The 15,304-nt window shown below is 71.3% G+C and carries 11 protein-coding genes; 8 read left to right on the top strand and 3 right to left on the bottom strand.

Features of this window, described 5'->3' with window-relative positions; all coding sequences use genetic code 11:
• Positions 1 to 65 precede the first annotated feature (65 nt).
• Positions 66 to 1,328 (bottom strand): Scr1 family TA system antitoxin-like transcriptional regulator, encoded by a 1,263-nt coding sequence (locus ACIBQ1_RS50510; RefSeq protein ID WP_397289183.1) that lies wholly within the window; start codon positions 1,326 to 1,328, stop codon positions 66 to 68.
• A gap of 206 nt (positions 1,329 to 1,534) precedes the next feature.
• Between ACIBQ1_RS50510 and ACIBQ1_RS50515 the strand changes: the two genes are divergently transcribed.
• The 6 genes from ACIBQ1_RS50515 to ACIBQ1_RS50540 all read left to right on the top strand — a co-directional run bounded on the left by ACIBQ1_RS50515 (position 1,535) and on the right by ACIBQ1_RS50540 (position 7,485).
• A complete protein-coding gene (locus tag ACIBQ1_RS50515) occupies positions 1,535 to 2,281 on the top strand; it encodes a hypothetical protein (protein WP_397289185.1) in 747 nt (248 codons plus the stop codon).
• The gene (locus ACIBQ1_RS50520; RefSeq protein ID WP_397289187.1) at positions 2,278 to 3,537 is read left to right on the top strand and encodes a hypothetical protein; all 1,260 of its coding nucleotides are present in this window, start codon (positions 2,278 to 2,280) and stop codon (positions 3,535 to 3,537) included. The genes ACIBQ1_RS50515 and ACIBQ1_RS50520 overlap by 4 nt, the downstream gene beginning before the upstream one ends.
• 12 nt (positions 3,538 to 3,549) lie before the next feature.
• Positions 3,550 to 3,759, top strand: a complete 210-nt coding sequence (locus tag ACIBQ1_RS50525) for a hypothetical protein (RefSeq protein ID WP_397289189.1) — start codon at positions 3,550 to 3,552, stop codon at positions 3,757 to 3,759.
• Positions 3,760 to 3,824: 65 nt separating this feature from the next.
• The gene (locus tag ACIBQ1_RS50530; protein WP_397289191.1) at positions 3,825 to 4,550 is read left to right on the top strand and encodes a hypothetical protein; all 726 of its coding nucleotides are present in this window, start codon (positions 3,825 to 3,827) and stop codon (positions 4,548 to 4,550) included.
• Positions 4,547 to 5,713: an FAD-dependent oxidoreductase gene (locus ACIBQ1_RS50535; protein ID WP_397289193.1), complete on the top strand. Its 1,167-nt coding sequence runs from the start codon at positions 4,547 to 4,549 to the stop codon at positions 5,711 to 5,713. The genes ACIBQ1_RS50530 and ACIBQ1_RS50535 overlap by 4 nt, the downstream gene beginning before the upstream one ends.
• Positions 5,714 to 5,757: 44 nt before the next feature.
• A complete protein-coding gene (locus ACIBQ1_RS50540; RefSeq protein WP_397289195.1) occupies positions 5,758 to 7,485 on the top strand; it encodes an RNA polymerase sigma factor in 1,728 nt (575 codons plus the stop codon).
• Between the two features lie 69 nt (positions 7,486 to 7,554).
• Here the strand turns inward: ACIBQ1_RS50540 and ACIBQ1_RS50545 are convergent, their stop codons facing one another.
• Complete coding sequence (locus ACIBQ1_RS50545) at positions 7,555 to 9,477, bottom strand: Xaa-Pro dipeptidyl-peptidase (protein ID WP_397289197.1); 1,923 nt, start codon at positions 9,475 to 9,477, stop codon at positions 7,555 to 7,557.
• 73 nt (positions 9,478 to 9,550) lie between these two features.
• On the opposite strand from ACIBQ1_RS50545, the gene ACIBQ1_RS50550 reads away from it, so the two are divergent.
• Together ACIBQ1_RS50550 and hrpA are read left to right on the top strand one after the other, a co-directional pair.
• Positions 9,551 to 10,654, top strand: a complete 1,104-nt coding sequence (locus ACIBQ1_RS50550) for an ADP-ribosylglycohydrolase family protein (RefSeq protein ID WP_397289199.1) — start codon at positions 9,551 to 9,553, stop codon at positions 10,652 to 10,654.
• Between the two features lie 110 nt (positions 10,655 to 10,764).
• Positions 10,765 to 14,637, top strand: a complete 3,873-nt coding sequence (hrpA, locus tag ACIBQ1_RS50555; RefSeq protein WP_397289201.1) for an ATP-dependent RNA helicase HrpA — start codon at positions 10,765 to 10,767, stop codon at positions 14,635 to 14,637.
• On the opposite strand, the gene ACIBQ1_RS50560 is transcribed toward hrpA, so the two are convergent.
• Positions 14,627 to 15,280 (bottom strand): Uma2 family endonuclease, encoded by a 654-nt coding sequence (locus ACIBQ1_RS50560; RefSeq protein ID WP_397289202.1) that lies wholly within the window; start codon positions 15,278 to 15,280, stop codon positions 14,627 to 14,629. The genes hrpA and ACIBQ1_RS50560 overlap by 11 nt on opposite strands.
• Positions 15,281 to 15,304 lie beyond the last annotated feature (24 nt).

Below are 15,304 nucleotides of genomic sequence, written 5' to 3' on the forward strand. Positions count from 1 at the left end.
ATTAGTTTTCGGTATAACTGGCTAACCTTCTACCGCGAATAACGATCATGCGTTAGGGAAAGAGATCACTTTCCGAGGGAACGCGAAAGCCGCTCGCGATGGAAATTCAACACCTCGAAAGTCTCTTCGCGGGTCGTCGTCGTCACCGACAGCTTGGTGAACGCCTGGTGGTAGGCCTCCACCACGGCGGTGTCGGTGATCAACTCGTCGGACTCGATGCCGTGGGCGCAGGCGATGTCCGCCTCGAACGCCTCTGAGAAGCGCCAGAGCGTGAACGGGCCCGTGCGCGGCACGTAGACGGGGTCGTCCGTCGGCACCACGTGGAGCGAGACGTTGGGCCGCTTGGCGTGCTCGATGAGCTGGTCGATCTGGCGGAGCTGGACGTGCGGCCCGACGATCGAGCGGGTCAGCACGCTCTCGTCGACGACCGCCCACACCACGATGCCGCTGTCGCGGGCCACGGCCTCCTGGCGGGCCAGCACGAGGGCGAGCGCCTCGTCGACCGTCTGCTGCCCGAGCGTCGCCGGCCCGGAGACGGTGACGGCCGCCCGGGCGTACTCCTCGGTCTGCAGCAGCGGCGGGACGAACTGGGGCTGGTAGGTGCGGATCACCGTGGCCCGCTGCTCCAGCGCGTAGGTGGTGGCCAGCCAGACCGGCACCGACTGCGCGTCGTACCAGGCGGCCTCGCGCTCGCCCCGGGCCAGCGACAGCACGTATTCGCGGATGGGCGGGGCGGCGACGCCGTAGAGGGTGAGCAGCCGCTCGACGGTGATGGGCGCGGGGGCGATCCGGCCCTCCTCGATGGCCGGGATCGCCGCGGCTCCCTTGCCGATCGCGGTCTCCACCTGCTCGACCGACAGGTCGGCGGCCAGGCGCAGGCCGTGCAGCCGCTTGCCGAGCGCCCGGCGCTGCGGCCCGCTCAGCGGCGCGGCCGCGTCGGGGATGTCGTCGGGGGAGGGGGGCTCGGGCTCCTCGGGCAGCCCCTCGGCGCGGCGGGCCAGCTCGACCACGCCGCGCAGCACGGTCAGGGAGCTCTCGGACAGCTCTGAGGCGCCCAGGCCGATGGCGGCCGCGCGCAGCTGGAGGTCCTCGACGGCGCCGGACTCGAGGTAGTCGTCGCCGACCAGCCAGCCGACGCTCACCTGCAGGCAGGAGGCCAGCGCCCGCAGCACCTGGAGCGTCGGGTTGGTCTGCTTGCCGGTGCGCAGCTGGCTGACGTAGGCGCGGGTGATCGGGATGCCCGCCTCCGTCAGGGCGGAGGCGACCTGCGCGCCGGTGAAGCCGCGCTTGGTCAGCGCAAGATCGAGCCGCTCGGCGAAGTTCGCCACGGCACACCTCCATCCACCGCCCGTGAACTTTTCCAGCGTAAGGGACGCGAGCCGCACTGTCCCCTGCCATGCGGGGCAGCTCTGCCCCGCGAGTAGGTATCAACTTATGCGCAAACTGTCAGTTGACATAGCCCTACCCATAAGCGGACTATCAGAGCGAATGGTAACTGTGGCTTAACGGTTGGACGGGGAGGAGGTGGCCGGACGTGACCATGGAATCCTCGTACCTCGAAGATCAGCCCTCCACCGGGCAGGAGCGAGTGGTCCAGCGGATCTGCGCGCGCGTGGCCGGGCCGGCAGTGGGAGCCGGCGTGCACGTCGCGAGCCTGCCGCTGGGTGGCCTCCAGGTCTGGCTGGACAGCCAAGGTCACCGCTGGCGCTTCCACCACCGGATGGCCCGCGAGCTGCGGCTGGCCGGCTGGCACACGGAGACGGGACCTGATCGGCTGCTGTTGCTCGGGTGGAGTGCGGTCTGCCTGAGCCACCGGGCCAGGATGCTCAGCGCGGCCCTGGCGGGCCGGCTGGCCGACTTCGACAAGACGGCCTTCATGGCCGTCATGATCGCCACCCGGCTGCGCCACGAGGGATTCCCCCTGGAGGAGCTTCCGGCCGAGGTGGAGGCCCGCTGCCGCGACGCGCTGCGCTGGCCCGCCCGGCTGGACGACCTCGACGGCCTGGAACGCAGGTCGTCGCTGGAGCCGCTGCGCCTCAGGCTGGCCCAGGTGGCGGGGCTGGAGGCCAAGGTCGGCTGCCGCTGCCGCGAGCATCTCGCGCTCGTCTCGAAGGTCGCGCGTACGGTGGCCGGCGGTGCGGTGCCGGCCAGGACGCGCGCACGTTCGTCGGCATCGTGCTCCGCCACGACGGGTTCCACCCCTGGGGTGGGGCTGACCGAGCGCATGGTCTGCGTCAGCGTGCCCAACGTGACCACCACCGGCGCGGGGACGGCGCGATGACGCCGACGCCCATCCGCGCACCCAGGGCCGCACCGGTCCCGGGAGCCGTGGCGTGGCCGCGGCACCGGGTCAGGAGGCGGCCCGCTCACGACATCGGCGTCGACCCGAAGTTCCCCGCCGCGCTCGCGCTGCCGCCCGGCGCGCCGCCCACCGGCCACAGGCCCTGGGGCGTCGCGTTCTGGTGCGCGTGCGCAGGAGCGGGAATGCTGGCGCCACCATCAGAGAGCGGGAGGCCGGCGGCCGAGAACGGCCGGCTCGCCCTGCTCGTTTCCTGGGGGCCCGTCCCCCGTGCGGGACTGGTGGCTGCGCTTGTGCCGCTGGCCCCGGCGCTTCCCCATCCCTCCGGCACCGTGCGGCACGTGCCCGACTTAGTCGGTACGGTGCTGTCGACCAGCGCGTTAGCGGCTGGCGTGCTGGCCGGCACGAGGGGTAGCGCCTGGGGCCGGCTTTATCGGTGTTCGCCGGGCCGTGCGGCCGCGGCCTCGGTGCTGCGCGCGGGGTCGTACGCGACCCCGCGGCGGCGCCGTGCGCGCGCGATCGACCTGCGGCACCGGCGACGTAGCGGACTCCCTTCGGCGGCGGGCGCGTTCTGCCCGTCCGGCGCGGCCTCGTTCGCCGTGCTCGCCGTGGGACCGCCTTATGTGGAGACGGCCGGGCTCCTGCCGGCCATGATCGCGGCGACTCCGGCGGCCACCCCGGCCGTCCGCCGCGTCGGGTACGACGGAGCCGTCTACGGCGGAGGCTTCGCTCTGGGCGGAGGTTGCGCGCCGCTGCTCGCCCACCCGTCTTCCGACGGGTGGCGCCTGCTCGGCGCGGTGCTGGTGGGCGCCGGATTCGGCGCGTTCGCGGTCGGCCTTCTGGCGGGGACCACCGCGATGACCGAACCCGGTCAGCACGCCTCCGCGATCGGCACCATCGGCACGTGGGCGATGCTGGGTGGGGTGATCGGCGCGATGGGCGCCACAGTGCTGATCGACCGGCCGTTCTCGGAGGGGCCCGGGTCCGGGCCCGTCTCCGTCCTGGTGGCCGTTCTCCCGGCCGCCGTTCTGCTCGCCGCCACGGCGCTGGTGCGGGTCGCCGGGGCGTCGGGCCATGAGACCGAACCTCGATCTCAACGCGCGGCGGAAGAGGGGCCGGCGATGCCTCGCCGGCTCCTCGCCGAGCCGCGCGGCCATCCGACCCCAGTACGGAACGCGGCCGAGGAGGAATTGGCCCGCTTCCGCACACACGACCTCAGGGTCGTCAACCCGCGATGAACAGGAGCGATCATGCTCACCGATGAACTGCGCCGGTCGCAACCGCATGAAGTGCACGCACGCGGGGCACGCCACGCGCCGCCGTCCTGGGGCGAGGACCAGGGCGAGACGCCGCCGGCCGAACCGCCGCGCACCGTGCACCGGCTGCGCCGCATCCGGCAGGTGCCCGTGCGGGCGATCACCAAGTTCGACCACCAGGCGTTACGGCACCCCGCTTCCTGATACCCACACCCTTCCCGCACAGGAGGAGACACACATATGCGCACCGTCCTCGCCCGGAGTATGCAGTGAGCCGCGGGAGGGTGGGAGTGATCGTGGCGCCCGCCAACCCCTCGGCGGAGCCCGAGCTCACCCGCTTGCTGGGGTCGCGCGCTGACATGCACGTCACGCGCTTCCCGGTACGGCCCGGACAGTCCCTGGCCGAACGGCTGGAAAGCTACAACGAGGCCCTGCCCTCCATGGTCTACGCGTTCGACGCGCTGCCGCTGAACGCGATGGTCATGGCCTGCAGCGAGCCCCGGTACCTGCTCGGCCCCGACGAGGACCGCGACCAGTGCGCCGAGCTGACGGCCGCGACCGGGGTGCCCTTCGCCTCGGCCACGCAGGCCACGCGCGAGGCGATGGAACACGCCGAGGTGAACGACATCGTGCTGGTCTCCCCGTACCAGCCGTGGCTGACCGAGCTGGCCGAGCGGTTCTGGAAGACGACCGGCCTGAACGTCACCCAGGTCATCCAGGTACGCGCGCAGAACGGCTACTCCTCGTACGCGGTCACCCCCGCCGAGCTGATCAGCCAGGTCGAACTGGCGGAGCTGCCGCCGGACGCGGTGCTGCTGTTCACCGGCACCGGCATGGCCACGCTGCCCGTGCTCGGGCCCCTCAGCGCCGGCAACGACCGGATCCTGCTGACCTCCAACCTCTGCACGGCCTGGTGGGCGCTGTCCCGGGCCATCGGCCAGCAGGTGACGCTCGGCCGCGTGCCGCACCGCCGGTACATGGGAGGCGCGGCATGAACGGCGTCGTCGTGGTGGGGGCGGGACCCGCGGGCCTGACCGCGGCGCTCTCGCTGGCCAAGGCCGGGATCCCGGTCACCGTGCTGGAGCGCGAGACCGAGCTCAGCAAGCAGACCAGGGCCTGCACGTTCCACCCGGCCACGCTCGACCTCCTCGACGACCTGGGGGTGGCCTCCCAGCTCGTCGCCAAGGGCCGCGTGGTCGACCGGGTGCAGTGGCGCGACCGGTCCGGCATCGTGCTGGCCGAGATGGGCATGAACCGGCTCAACGGCCTGACCAGGCATCCGTTCCGGATCCACGCCGACCAGGCCTCGCTCACCCCGCTGCTGCTCGCCGCCCTCAGCGTCTACCCGGACGTGGACGTGCGGTTCGGCACCCACGTGGACGGCGTGGCCGAAGGCGGCACAGGGATCCGGGTCCGCGTCGGCCACACCTGGACGCGGGCCCGGTACATGATCGCCGCCGACGGCGCGCACAGCACGGTCAGGGGCTCCCTGGGCCTGCCGTTCCCCAGGTCCGCCTACCCGACGCAGGCGCTGCGGGTGTTCACCGACTCGCCGCTGGACCGGCTGCTGCCGAGCCTGGCGCCGCTGACGTACGTGCGGGATGTACAGCAGTCGTGCACGCTGCTCGGGCTGCCGGACCACTGGCGGATCATCTTCAAGATCCCCTGCGACACGCACGAGCCGCTGTCGCCGCCGAACCTGTCCCTGCTGGTCCGCCGGGCGCTGCCGGGGGCGAGCGGGCCGATCCACGTGACGGGCGCCGATCGGTTCGGCCTGTCCCGGGGCGTGCTGACGTCGTACCGGTGCGGCCGGGTGCTGTTCGTCGGCGACGCCGCGCACCTGACCTCCACGGTCGGCGGGCTCAACATGAACGCCGGCATCCACGACGCGGCCGAGGTGGGCCAGGTGATCGCGGCCGTGATCGGCGGCTTCGCCCCGCCCGCGGCGCTGGAGGCATGGGCCTGGCGGCGGCGCTCGGTGCTGCTGCAGCGGGTCATCCCACCTCGCGAGACCCGGCTCGTGGGCGTGCGGGAACGTGACAGCGCCAGGCTGGCGGCCGCCATGGCGGGGCTGCGCGCCATCGCCGGGGACCCCGACGCGACACGTGCCTACCTGGCACAGGCCTCATTACTGGACACCGTGCCAGGGAAGAGGTGACGACCCCCCGTTCCGCGTACTGACTGGAGGAGGTGTGACGCCGGATGTGGCGAACCCTGTCTGACGATGCTCGCCAGGCCATTCGCGACCTGTGCGACAAGCACGGAGCCCGCCTCTACGACTACTGCCGCACTGAGCTCGCCGCGGGCGATGCCGAGCAGGCGGTGGCCGGCGCGGCGCTGACGGCGCACCTGTACGCGGACCGCGTGGTCGATCCCGCCCTGCGGCGGCCCTGGTTGTACGCGGTGGCCCGCGCGCACCGGGCGGTCGTCGCCAAGCCCGCGAGCATCGGCTCGTGGTCGCGTCCCGGCCGGATGTCGGAGCTGCTGCCCGAGGCGCTGCTGTCCCTGGGGCGCCCGCAGCGGGAGCTGCTCGACCTGTCCATGCGCCACGGCCTGGCCGACACGGAGATCGCCGTGATCTTCGAGCTGCGCCAGGACGAGGTGCGGACCATCGTCACCCAGGCGGCCGCCTCCCTGGAGGAGTGGTTCGCCGCGATCATCGCCGCGCGGGGGCGCGACGGATGTCCCGACCTGACGGCACGGGTGTCGGCGTGGGTCGCCGCGCCCGGCCGGCGGGCCAGGGCCAGGATCGGCCGTCACATCCAGTCCTGCGCGACCTGCCGGGCCGCGCCCAGGACCATGTCGGCGGCGGCGCTGCTGCGCCGCCTGCCGATCACCACGTTGCCCGGCACACTTCCCAACCGGCTGGCGTTGGCGCAGCCGCTGCCCGGCGAGGGGCCGCTCTGGCGGGCAGACGGCTTTCCCGTGCAGGCACGCACACTGGTGGAGACCGGTCCTTCCCCGGCTCCTCCGGTCGCCGACGCCACGCCGCAGATCCCGGTCGCCGACCCCACGACGGCGACCTCGGGAAAGCCCTGGTCGGCGGCGGGCGCGGCCGCCGCCGACCAGGAGCACCCGGCGGCACCCGCCGTGCGCGGGCGGCACCCGTTCACGCCGCCGAGCCGTACCCGGGCCTTCCGCGGCGGCGCGTACGGCGACAAGCTCGTCTACAGCGCCGCCATCAAGGGCTCCAGCAACGGCTCCCACAGCGAGGGGGCCATCATCCGGTACGGCGGGATCACCCTGGACGGTGATCTGGTCGAGCTGCGGGACGGGCAGGTGCAGGAGTTCTGGCGGGACCGGCTGGACGACGACGATCCCGAGGCGGGGCCGCCGATCAGGGCCGTGGCCAGGCTCGGGCTGATCGTGGGCGTGGGCCTGCTGGTGGCGGGGCTGGTCTGGGCCGTCGTGAACACCCGCCAGCACCCTCCGCAGCTCACCAGGGCGTCGGCGCAGACGGGCACCCTGCTGGACGAGACGCCGCGCTGGGTGGCCGGGGTGGCCCCGATGGCCGCCGGGTCCGGCCTGACCCGCATGGCCAGGAAGGCCGAGCTGCCCAAACCCGCGCCACCGGTGGCCAGGCTGTCGCCGGCGACGGCGTGGCTGGACTCGGAGCGTACCGGGACGTTCGCGCTGTCCTGCACGGGGCAGTGCGAGATCGTCTCCGCCAGGGGCACCGACGGCATCACCGTGGCCGGCGGCACGTTCAAAATCGCCGCGCCGCTCTCGCGACCCGGCTGCTCCGGGCGGTCGAGCGTGGAGCGGGGGAAGATCACCGTCCAGTGGGCGGGCCGGGCGAGCGGCGACGGCAAGACCACCGGCGGCGCCACCGCCGGGCGCGGCACCCTGACCATGAGCGTCGCCTGGACGGTCAAGCACAAGGGCACGCGGATGCTCGACATCCGGCGAGGCGTCGTCTACTGCGGGTGAAGGCCCCGGGCGGCGTCGTCTACTGCGGGTGAGAGCCCCGGGCGGCGCGCCCGAGGCCCTCTCATGCCGCTAGAAGAACGAGAACTCGGGCTCGGGTTGCGGCAGCTCGACCCGGTCGGGACCGCGGAACCTGGTCGTGTCCTGCGGAACGTCCGCCAGCGGCGTGCCCAGGACGAACGGGACGACGACGCTGGACCTGGCCAGGTCGAGGGTCACGGTCGCGCCCGTGCCGGTCTCGTCGCTGTAGGTCGAGTCGGTGCCGGCCACCACGAGGCCGACCCGGTGGCCCTTTCCGAACGTGTAGTCCTGCGGCAGCGTCAGCCACTTGACCGTCCCGTACGTGCCGGGCGGCAGCGGCGTGGCCTGGCTGAGCGAGCCGCGGTTCTGGACGTCGATCCAGCCGCGGGCCACGATCTCGAGCGGGCGGGTGGCCACGTTCGTGACGACCTTCCTGTAGCAGGCGTCGTCGGCCGCGGTGCTCTCGCCGTAGCAGTCCTCCTCGGCGAGCGTGGTGATGCCCTGGCCGCGGCGCCAGTCGACGCGGGCCTCCTCGCCGAAGTCGACGAGCAGGGCGGTCAGGTTGGAGGTGGGCTTGTCCAGCTTGACCCGCAGGTCCGCGGTGGGCGTGCCGGACAGGCGCAGGTCGAGCGGGAGCGCGCCCGTGGTGAACGCGACCCGTCCGGGGTTCGCCGTCCCGACGTCGGCCGCCATGTCGGTCTCGGTCATGGCGACGTCGGTGAAGGAGGCGGTGCTGTTCCTGGCGGCGGGCTTCAGGCCGAGCGAGCCGTCGGGCCCGGGGCGCAGGGACGCCTTGAGCGCGAACGGCGCCGGCCAGTCGCGCTGGGTGATCCAGCGGGCCGGACCGATCTCGACGTCGGCGCGGGGGTCGTTCATGATCCCGTTGCGTACGCCGTGCAGCCAGTAGTCGAACCACCGGTGCAGGGTGTCCACCCAGAGCGCCCGGCGGCCCTCGAAGTCGAACGGGTCCACGTGCTGGGTCTGGCCGACCCAGATCTTGCGCGGCACGTTCCGGTCGGCCAGGGCCTTCCACCAGGTCGAGAAGTTGTCGGGCTTGACGTTGAGGTCGTTGACCGTGTGGATGACGAACACGCTGGCCCTGACCTTGGAGGCGTCGCCGAGCAGGCCCTTGATGTAGTCGCGCTCGGCCCAGAACGGGTTGTAGTCACCCGTGGCGTCGCCGTCCTCGGCGTCCATCTTGTCGCGCACGGCCTGGCACTTGGCCTCGGGGTCGGTGTCGACGTAGTTGGCCAGCCAGGAGGCGTAGTCGAGGTTGTAGATGACGCCGTTGGAGCGCTGGTACTTGTACCAGGAGCTGATGGCCGAGATGGGCACGATGGTCTTGAGGCCCTCGACGCCGGTGGCGGCGACGGCGTTGGCCAGGGTGCCGTCGTAGGACTTGCCGATCATGGCGGCCTTGCCCGTCGTCCAGTCGGCCACGGCCGGGCTGCCGTCCGCCCTGAACGCCTTGGCGCGGCCGTTCAGCCAGTCGACGACGGCCTTGCCGCCCAGGACGTCCGCCTTGCCGCCGATGTCCGGGCAGCCTTCGGACCGGGTGGTGCCGAGCATGTCGACGTTGAGGACGGCGTAGCCGCGGGGGACGAAGTAGTTGTCGTAGAAGAGCGGGAATCTAGTGACATTTCCGGCGGCGTCGTAAATTTTGCGCTCTGACTCGTTTCCGCGGCCCGAGTTGTCGTAGTACGGGCTCTCATCGATGATCACCGGCACCTTGAGTCCCGGGCCGGACTCCTTGGGCCTGATGATGTCCACCCGTACCTTGTCGAGTTTGCCGTCAAGGTCGCTGTCGACGGTCGACTCGACGTACACGTGCTCGCGGACGGCGTCCGCGTAGGAGAAGACCGGCTGCGTACGGCCGTTCTGGACGGTGACGGCGGGCGCTGCCGCCGCCTGGGCGGGAGTCGCGATCGCGAGGGTGAGGGCGACTGCGAAGAGGGCCGGGCGTAATTGTGACACGCGTGACCTCCGGGACGTGGGTCGAATAACCCGCAATCTCTCAGACCGCCCGGGAGCCTGACAAGATTTCCTCATGCAGGTACGGGATCGAGTACGAGGCTGCCTCCTCGGTGGCGCGATCGGCGACGCGCTCGGGGCGCCGATCGAGTTCCAGTCGCTGCGGGAGATCCGCAGGGAGCACGGGGCTGACGGCATTACCGGATATGTCACGACGTGGCGCGGAAAATCCGGCCTCATCACCGACGACACCCAGATGACGCTCTTCACGGTGGAAGGGCTGCTCGCCGCCCGCGCCGGCGGAGCGCCGGTCCCGGGGAACGGTAACGCGCCGGAGCCGGGTGCCGGCCGTGACACGCCGGGGCGGGCGGCGTATCCGTACCGGGCGGTGGCGGAGCCGGTGCGGGAGGCGTACCTGCGCTGGCTCGACACCCAGGACCACCACGGCCCGCCGCCCGCGGACCGCCCGCACCGCGCGGGGCGGCTGCGCGAGGAGACCTGGCTGTACTCGCGCAGGGCGCCGGGCAACGCCTGCCTGTCGGGCCTGCGCCAGCGGTTCCCCGGGCCGTCCCCGCTGGGCCGGCCCGGCCCGGTGAACCCGAACTCGAAGGGCTGCGGCACCGTGATGCGCTCGGCCCCCTTCGGCCTGGTCGCGCTCTCCGCCGAGGGGGAGCGGCCCGGCCCGCGGGAGGCGTTCGAGGCGGCGGCGGTGTGCGCGCAGATCACCCACGGGCACCCGACCGGCTACCTGGCCGCGGGGGCGTTCGCCGCGATCACCGCGTACCTCGTGGCGGGCGAGGCCCTGGAGCCCGCCGTCCACCGCGCTCTGGGCCTGCTGGCCGCCTATCCGGCGCACGACGAGACCAGCGCGGCCCTGCGTGCCGCCGTGGCGCTGGCCGCCGCCGGCGGCGCGCACACGCCGGAGCGGGTGGAGTCGCTGGGCGGCGCGTGGGTGGCCGAGGAGGCGCTGGCCATCGGCGTCTACTGCGCCCTGGCCGAGCCCTCCGTGGAGCGCGCCCTGCTGCTGTCGGTCAACCACTCGGGGGACAGCGACTCCACCGGCTCGGTGTGCGGCAACCTGCTCGGCGCCCGGCACGGCGCCGACGTCCTGCCCGCCGCCTGGCTGCGCCCCCTGGAAGGCCGCGACACGATCGAACGCCTCGCCGCGGACCTGGCCTGACCGACAGGCGCCCCGTCCCGGGCGAGATATTGGGATGCGCGTCCCGGCGGTGTCGGGCAGCATGGTCGGTTGGCTCCGGGGACGCGGGGCTCAAATATCCTGAAAGCAGTATGGGAACGCCTTCCTTGTCCTCTCCACTCGCCGAGCTCAACTCCCGCCTGCCCGAGCTCATGCCGCGCGACCAGCGGCGACTGCGGCGCAGGCTCGACGGCATGCGCCGGGTGCGGTCACGCGACGCCCGGGACAAGATCGTCGCGGAGATCCTGGTCGACGTCGAGCGTGCCGAACAGCGGCTCGTCCGGCGTCGCGAAGCCGTACCGGTGGTGAGATATCCGGAAAACCTGCCGGTCTCCCAGCGGAAAGACGACATCCTTGAGGCCATCCGCGACCACCAGGTTGTGATCATCGCGGGCGAGACGGGCTCCGGCAAGACGACCCAGATCCCCAAGATCTGCCTGGAGCTGGGCCGCGGCGTACGCGGGCTGATCGGCCACACCCAGCCCCGCCGCATCGCCGCCCGCACGGTCGCCGAGCGCATCGCCGAGGAGCTCGACACCGACCTGGGCGAGGTCGTCGGCTACAAGGTCCGTTTCACCGACCAGGCGAGCGACCGCACGCTCGTCAAGCTGATGACCGACGGCATCCTGCTGGCCGAGCTGCAGAACGACCGCCTGCTCGACCAGTACGACACGCTGATCATCGACGAGGCCCACGAGCGCAGCCTCAACATCGACTTCATCCTCGGCTACGTCAAGCAGCTCCTGCCCAAGCGGCCCGATCTCAAGGTCATCATCACCAGCGCCACGATCGACCCCGAGCGGTTCTCGCGCCACTTCGACGACGCGCCGATCATCGAGGTCTCCGGGCGCACCTACCCGGTGGAGGTGCGTTACCGGCCGATCGGCGAGGACGACGACCAGACCCAGGGCATCGTGGACGCCTGCCGGGAGCTGATCTCGGAGGGGCCCGGCGACGTCCTGGTGTTCCTGTCGGGCGAGCGGGAGATCCGCGACGCCGCCGACGCCCTGGCCAAGGCCGAGTTCCGCAACACCGAGATCCTCCCGCTCTACGCCCGCCTGAGCGCTGCCGAGCAGCACCGCGTCTTCCAGCGCCACACGGGCCGCCGCGTCGTGCTGGCCACCAACGTCGCGGAGACCTCGCTGACGGTCCCCGGCATCAAATACGTCGTCGATCCCGGTTTCGCCCGCATCTCCCGCTACAGCCACCGCACCAAGGTGCAGCGCCTGCCGATCGAGGCCATCTCGCAGGCCAGCGCCAACCAGCGCAAGGGCCGCTCCGGCCGCACCTCCGACGGCATCTGCATCCGGCTGTACGAGGAGGAGGACTTCCTCAACCGGCCCGAGTTCACCGACCCCGAGATCCTGCGGACCAACCTGGCCTCCGTCATCCTCCAGATGACCTCGATCGGGCTGGGCGACATCGAGGCGTTCCCGTTCGTGGAGCCGCCGGACCGCCGCCAGGTCAAGGACGGCGTCAACCTGCTGCACGAGCTGGGCGCGTTCGACGTCCACGGCAAGCTCACCGGCGTCGGCCGCAAGCTGGCCGGCCTCCCCGTCGACCCGCGCCTGGGCCGCATGGTGCTGGAGGCCGAGAAGAACGGCTGCCTGCGCGAGGTCATGGTGATCGCCGCCGCGCTGTCCATCCAGGACCCGCGCGAACGCCCGTCCGACAAGCAGCAGCAGGCCGACGAGAAGCACCGGCGCTTCGCCGACCCCGAGTCCGACTTCCTGGCCTACCTCAACCTGTGGAACTACCTGCGTGACAAGCAGAAGGAGCTGTCCTCCAGCGCGTTCCGGCGGTTGTGCAAGGCCGAGTTCCTCAACTACCTGCGCGTACGCGAGTGGCAGGACATCTACAGCCAGGTGCGCCAGTCGCTCGGCGCCCAGCCCAACAGCCAGCCCGCGCAGCCGTACCACGTGCACGCGTCGCTGCTGGTCGGGCTGCTGTCGCACATCGGCGTCAAGGACGTCGTGGACAAGCAGCGGGGGCAGGACGGCCGCAGGCCGATCCAGGAATACCTCGGCGCCCGCAACGCCCGCTTCGCCATCTTCCCCGGCTCGGCGCTGGCCAAGAAGCAGCCGCAGTGGGTCATGTCGGCCGAGCTGGTCGAGACCTCCCGGCTCTGGGCGCGCGTCAACGCCAAGATCGAGCCCGACTGGGTCGAACCGCTCGCCCAGCACCTGGTCAAACGCACCTACTCCGAGCCGCACTGGGAGAAGAACCAGGGCGCGGTGATCGCCCTGGAGAAGGTCACCCTGTACGGGGTGCCGCTCGTGGTGGGCCGCAAGGTCAACTACGGGCGCATCGACCCCGACCTGTCGCGCGAGCTGTTCATCAGGCACGCGCTGGTCGAGGGCGACTGGGACACCCACCACCGCTTCCTCATGGACAACCGCAAGCTGCTCGGCGAGGTCGAGGAGCTGGAGAACAGGGCGCGCCGCCGCGACCTCCTGGTGGACGACGAGGCGCTGTTCGACTTCTACGACCAGCGGGTGCCGGCCGACGTGGTCTCGGCCCGCCACTTCGACTCCTGGTGGAAGCAGGTCAGGCAGCAGACGCCCGACCTGCTGACGTTCTCGCCGGACATGCTGGTCAACGAGGGCGCCGACATCAGCGCCCGCGACTACCCCGACACCTGGAAACAGCTCGGGCAGCGGATGAAGCTGACCTACCAGTTCGAGCCGGGCGCGGACGCCGACGGCGTGACCGTCCACGTGCCGCTCCAGGTGCTCAACCAGGTCAGCTCCGACGGCTTCGACTGGCAGATCCCCGGCCTGCGCGAAGAGCTGATCACCGCGCTGATCCGCTCCCTGCCGAAGGCCCTGCGCCGCAACTTCGTGCCCGCCCCCAACTACGCCAAGCAGGTGCTGGCGGGGGTCGAGCAGGGTGGCGAGCCGCTGCTGGCGGCCGTGGAGCGCGAGCTGCTGCGCCTCACCGGCGTACGCGTGCCGCACGAGGCCTGGCAGCTCGACCAGGTGCCCGACCACCTGCGCATCACGTACCGGGTGATCGACGAGCGCAGGCACACGGTGGCCGAGGACAAGGACCTCGACGCGCTGAAGCGCCGCCTCGCCCCGCGCCTGCGGCAGACGCTCTCGCAGGCCGGCGACGACCTGGAGCAGACCGGCCTGCACACGTGGAGCTTCGGGACGCTGCGGAAGGTGTTCGAGCAGGGCCGGATGAAGGGCTATCCGGCGCTGGTGGACGCGGGCGACTCCGTCTCGATCAAGATCTACGAGACGGAGGCCGAGCAGCGCCGCTCCCACTGGCCCGGCGTACGCCGCCTGCTCCTCCTCAACGTCACCAACCCTGCCAAATCCCTGCTGGGCGGCCTGTCCAACCAGGCCAAGCTGGCGCTGTCACGCAGCCCGCACGGCGGGGCGGTGGCGCTGTTCGAGGACGTGGTCAACGCGGCGGTCGACAAGCTCATGCTCGACGCCGGGGGCCCGGCCTGGGACCCGGTGGCCTTCGACCGCCTCTACCAGCACGTACGTGCTCATCTCCACGACACGGCGGCCGACGTGCTGTCGAAGGTGGAGCAGATCCTGAGCGTCTGGCACGAGGCCGGGGCCCGGCTCGACGCCCTGCGGGCGAGCGCGTCGACGGACGACATCCGCGACCAGCTCGGCAAGCTGGTCTATCCGGGCTTCGTCACGGCCACCGGCTATCGGCGCCTTTCCGACATCCTCCGATATATCCGGGCGATCGACCGCCGCCTCACCAAGCTCCCGGAGGAGCCCTGGCGGGACCAGGAGTGGATGGACCGGGTGCACAAGATCGAGGACGACTACCACGACGTGCTGGAGAAGCTCCCTCGGGCGCGGCGAGGGGATCCGGACGTGGTGGAGATCCGGTGGATGATCGAGGAGCTGCGGGTGAGCTTCTTCGCCCAGACGCTGGGCACGCCTACGCCGGTCTCGGAGAAGCGCATCACCAAGGCGATGGAGAAGCTCACACCTTGAAGATCGACGTGTCGAGCTCGAAGTCGATGGGCGCGGGCAGCTTGATCGGCGTGCCAATGAGCGTGGTGTTTCTCACCTGGTAGGCGTCATCCTTGATCTCGCTGAACACTGTCACTGCCGGCTCGTCGGCGAGCGGATCGATCAGCAGGTAGACCGGCACCCGGCCCAGCGCGTAGAGGTGCGCCTTCTCCTTGCGGTCGATGTCCGCACTGCTGGGCGAGACCACCTCCGCCGTCATGAGCACTCCAGACGACAGCAACTCCCATTTCCCCCAGCGGGGGCAGTCGGCGGAGGCCAGGACGTAGTCTGGTTCCAGAGAGTCTCGAGGCCCCTCGATACAGATGCTCGGACCGCCTGGTGCGCCGCGCCATCCTCGCTCCTTCCGCAGCGGAAGTAGAGCATCGTGCAGGTCTGCGGTCAGCCAAGTGTGCTCGGGGCTGCCCATCGGGCTCATTAGCAACTTCCCTTCGATGACCTCAACCCGGAAACCGGGGAGGGGGGGTAGGGCATCGAACACCTCCCGAGCGGACTTCGGCTTGCGCGGGAGGCTCGTGTTGATCGATTCCGTGTAGTGCATCTCTTCGGCCATGGCGACCATGGAATCTTTCCCTTCGTATTCGAACGGACACGCTAAGTATTCCATCACATGCGCCCTCGCGCCACACGA

Origin of the sequence: Nonomuraea sp. NPDC050153, assembly GCF_044460125.1 — a bacterium.
GTDB lineage: Bacteria > Actinomycetota > Actinomycetes > Streptosporangiales > Streptosporangiaceae > Nonomuraea.

Bases quoted from the DNA above. Each gene is read 5' to 3' on its own strand.
- ACIBQ1_RS50535 (WP_397289193.1), top strand. From the start codon at position 4,547: ATGAACGGCGTCGTCGTGGTGGGGGCGGGACCCGCGGGCCTGACCGCG.
- ACIBQ1_RS50540 (WP_397289195.1), top strand. From the start codon at position 5,758: ATGTGGCGAACCCTGTCTGACGATGCTCGCCAGGCCATTCGCGACCTG.
- hrpA (WP_397289201.1), top strand. From the start codon at position 10,765: ATGGGAACGCCTTCCTTGTCCTCTCCACTCGCCGAGCTCAACTCCCGC.
- ACIBQ1_RS50520 (WP_397289187.1), top strand. From the start codon at position 2,278: ATGACGCCGACGCCCATCCGCGCACCCAGGGCCGCACCGGTCCCGGGA.
- ACIBQ1_RS50560 (WP_397289202.1), bottom strand. From the start codon at position 15,280: ATGGAATACTTAGCGTGTCCGTTCGAATACGAAGGGAAAGATTCCATG.
- ACIBQ1_RS50525 (WP_397289189.1), top strand. From the start codon at position 3,550: ATGCTCACCGATGAACTGCGCCGGTCGCAACCGCATGAAGTGCACGCA.
- ACIBQ1_RS50550 (WP_397289199.1), top strand. From the start codon at position 9,551: ATGCAGGTACGGGATCGAGTACGAGGCTGCCTCCTCGGTGGCGCGATC.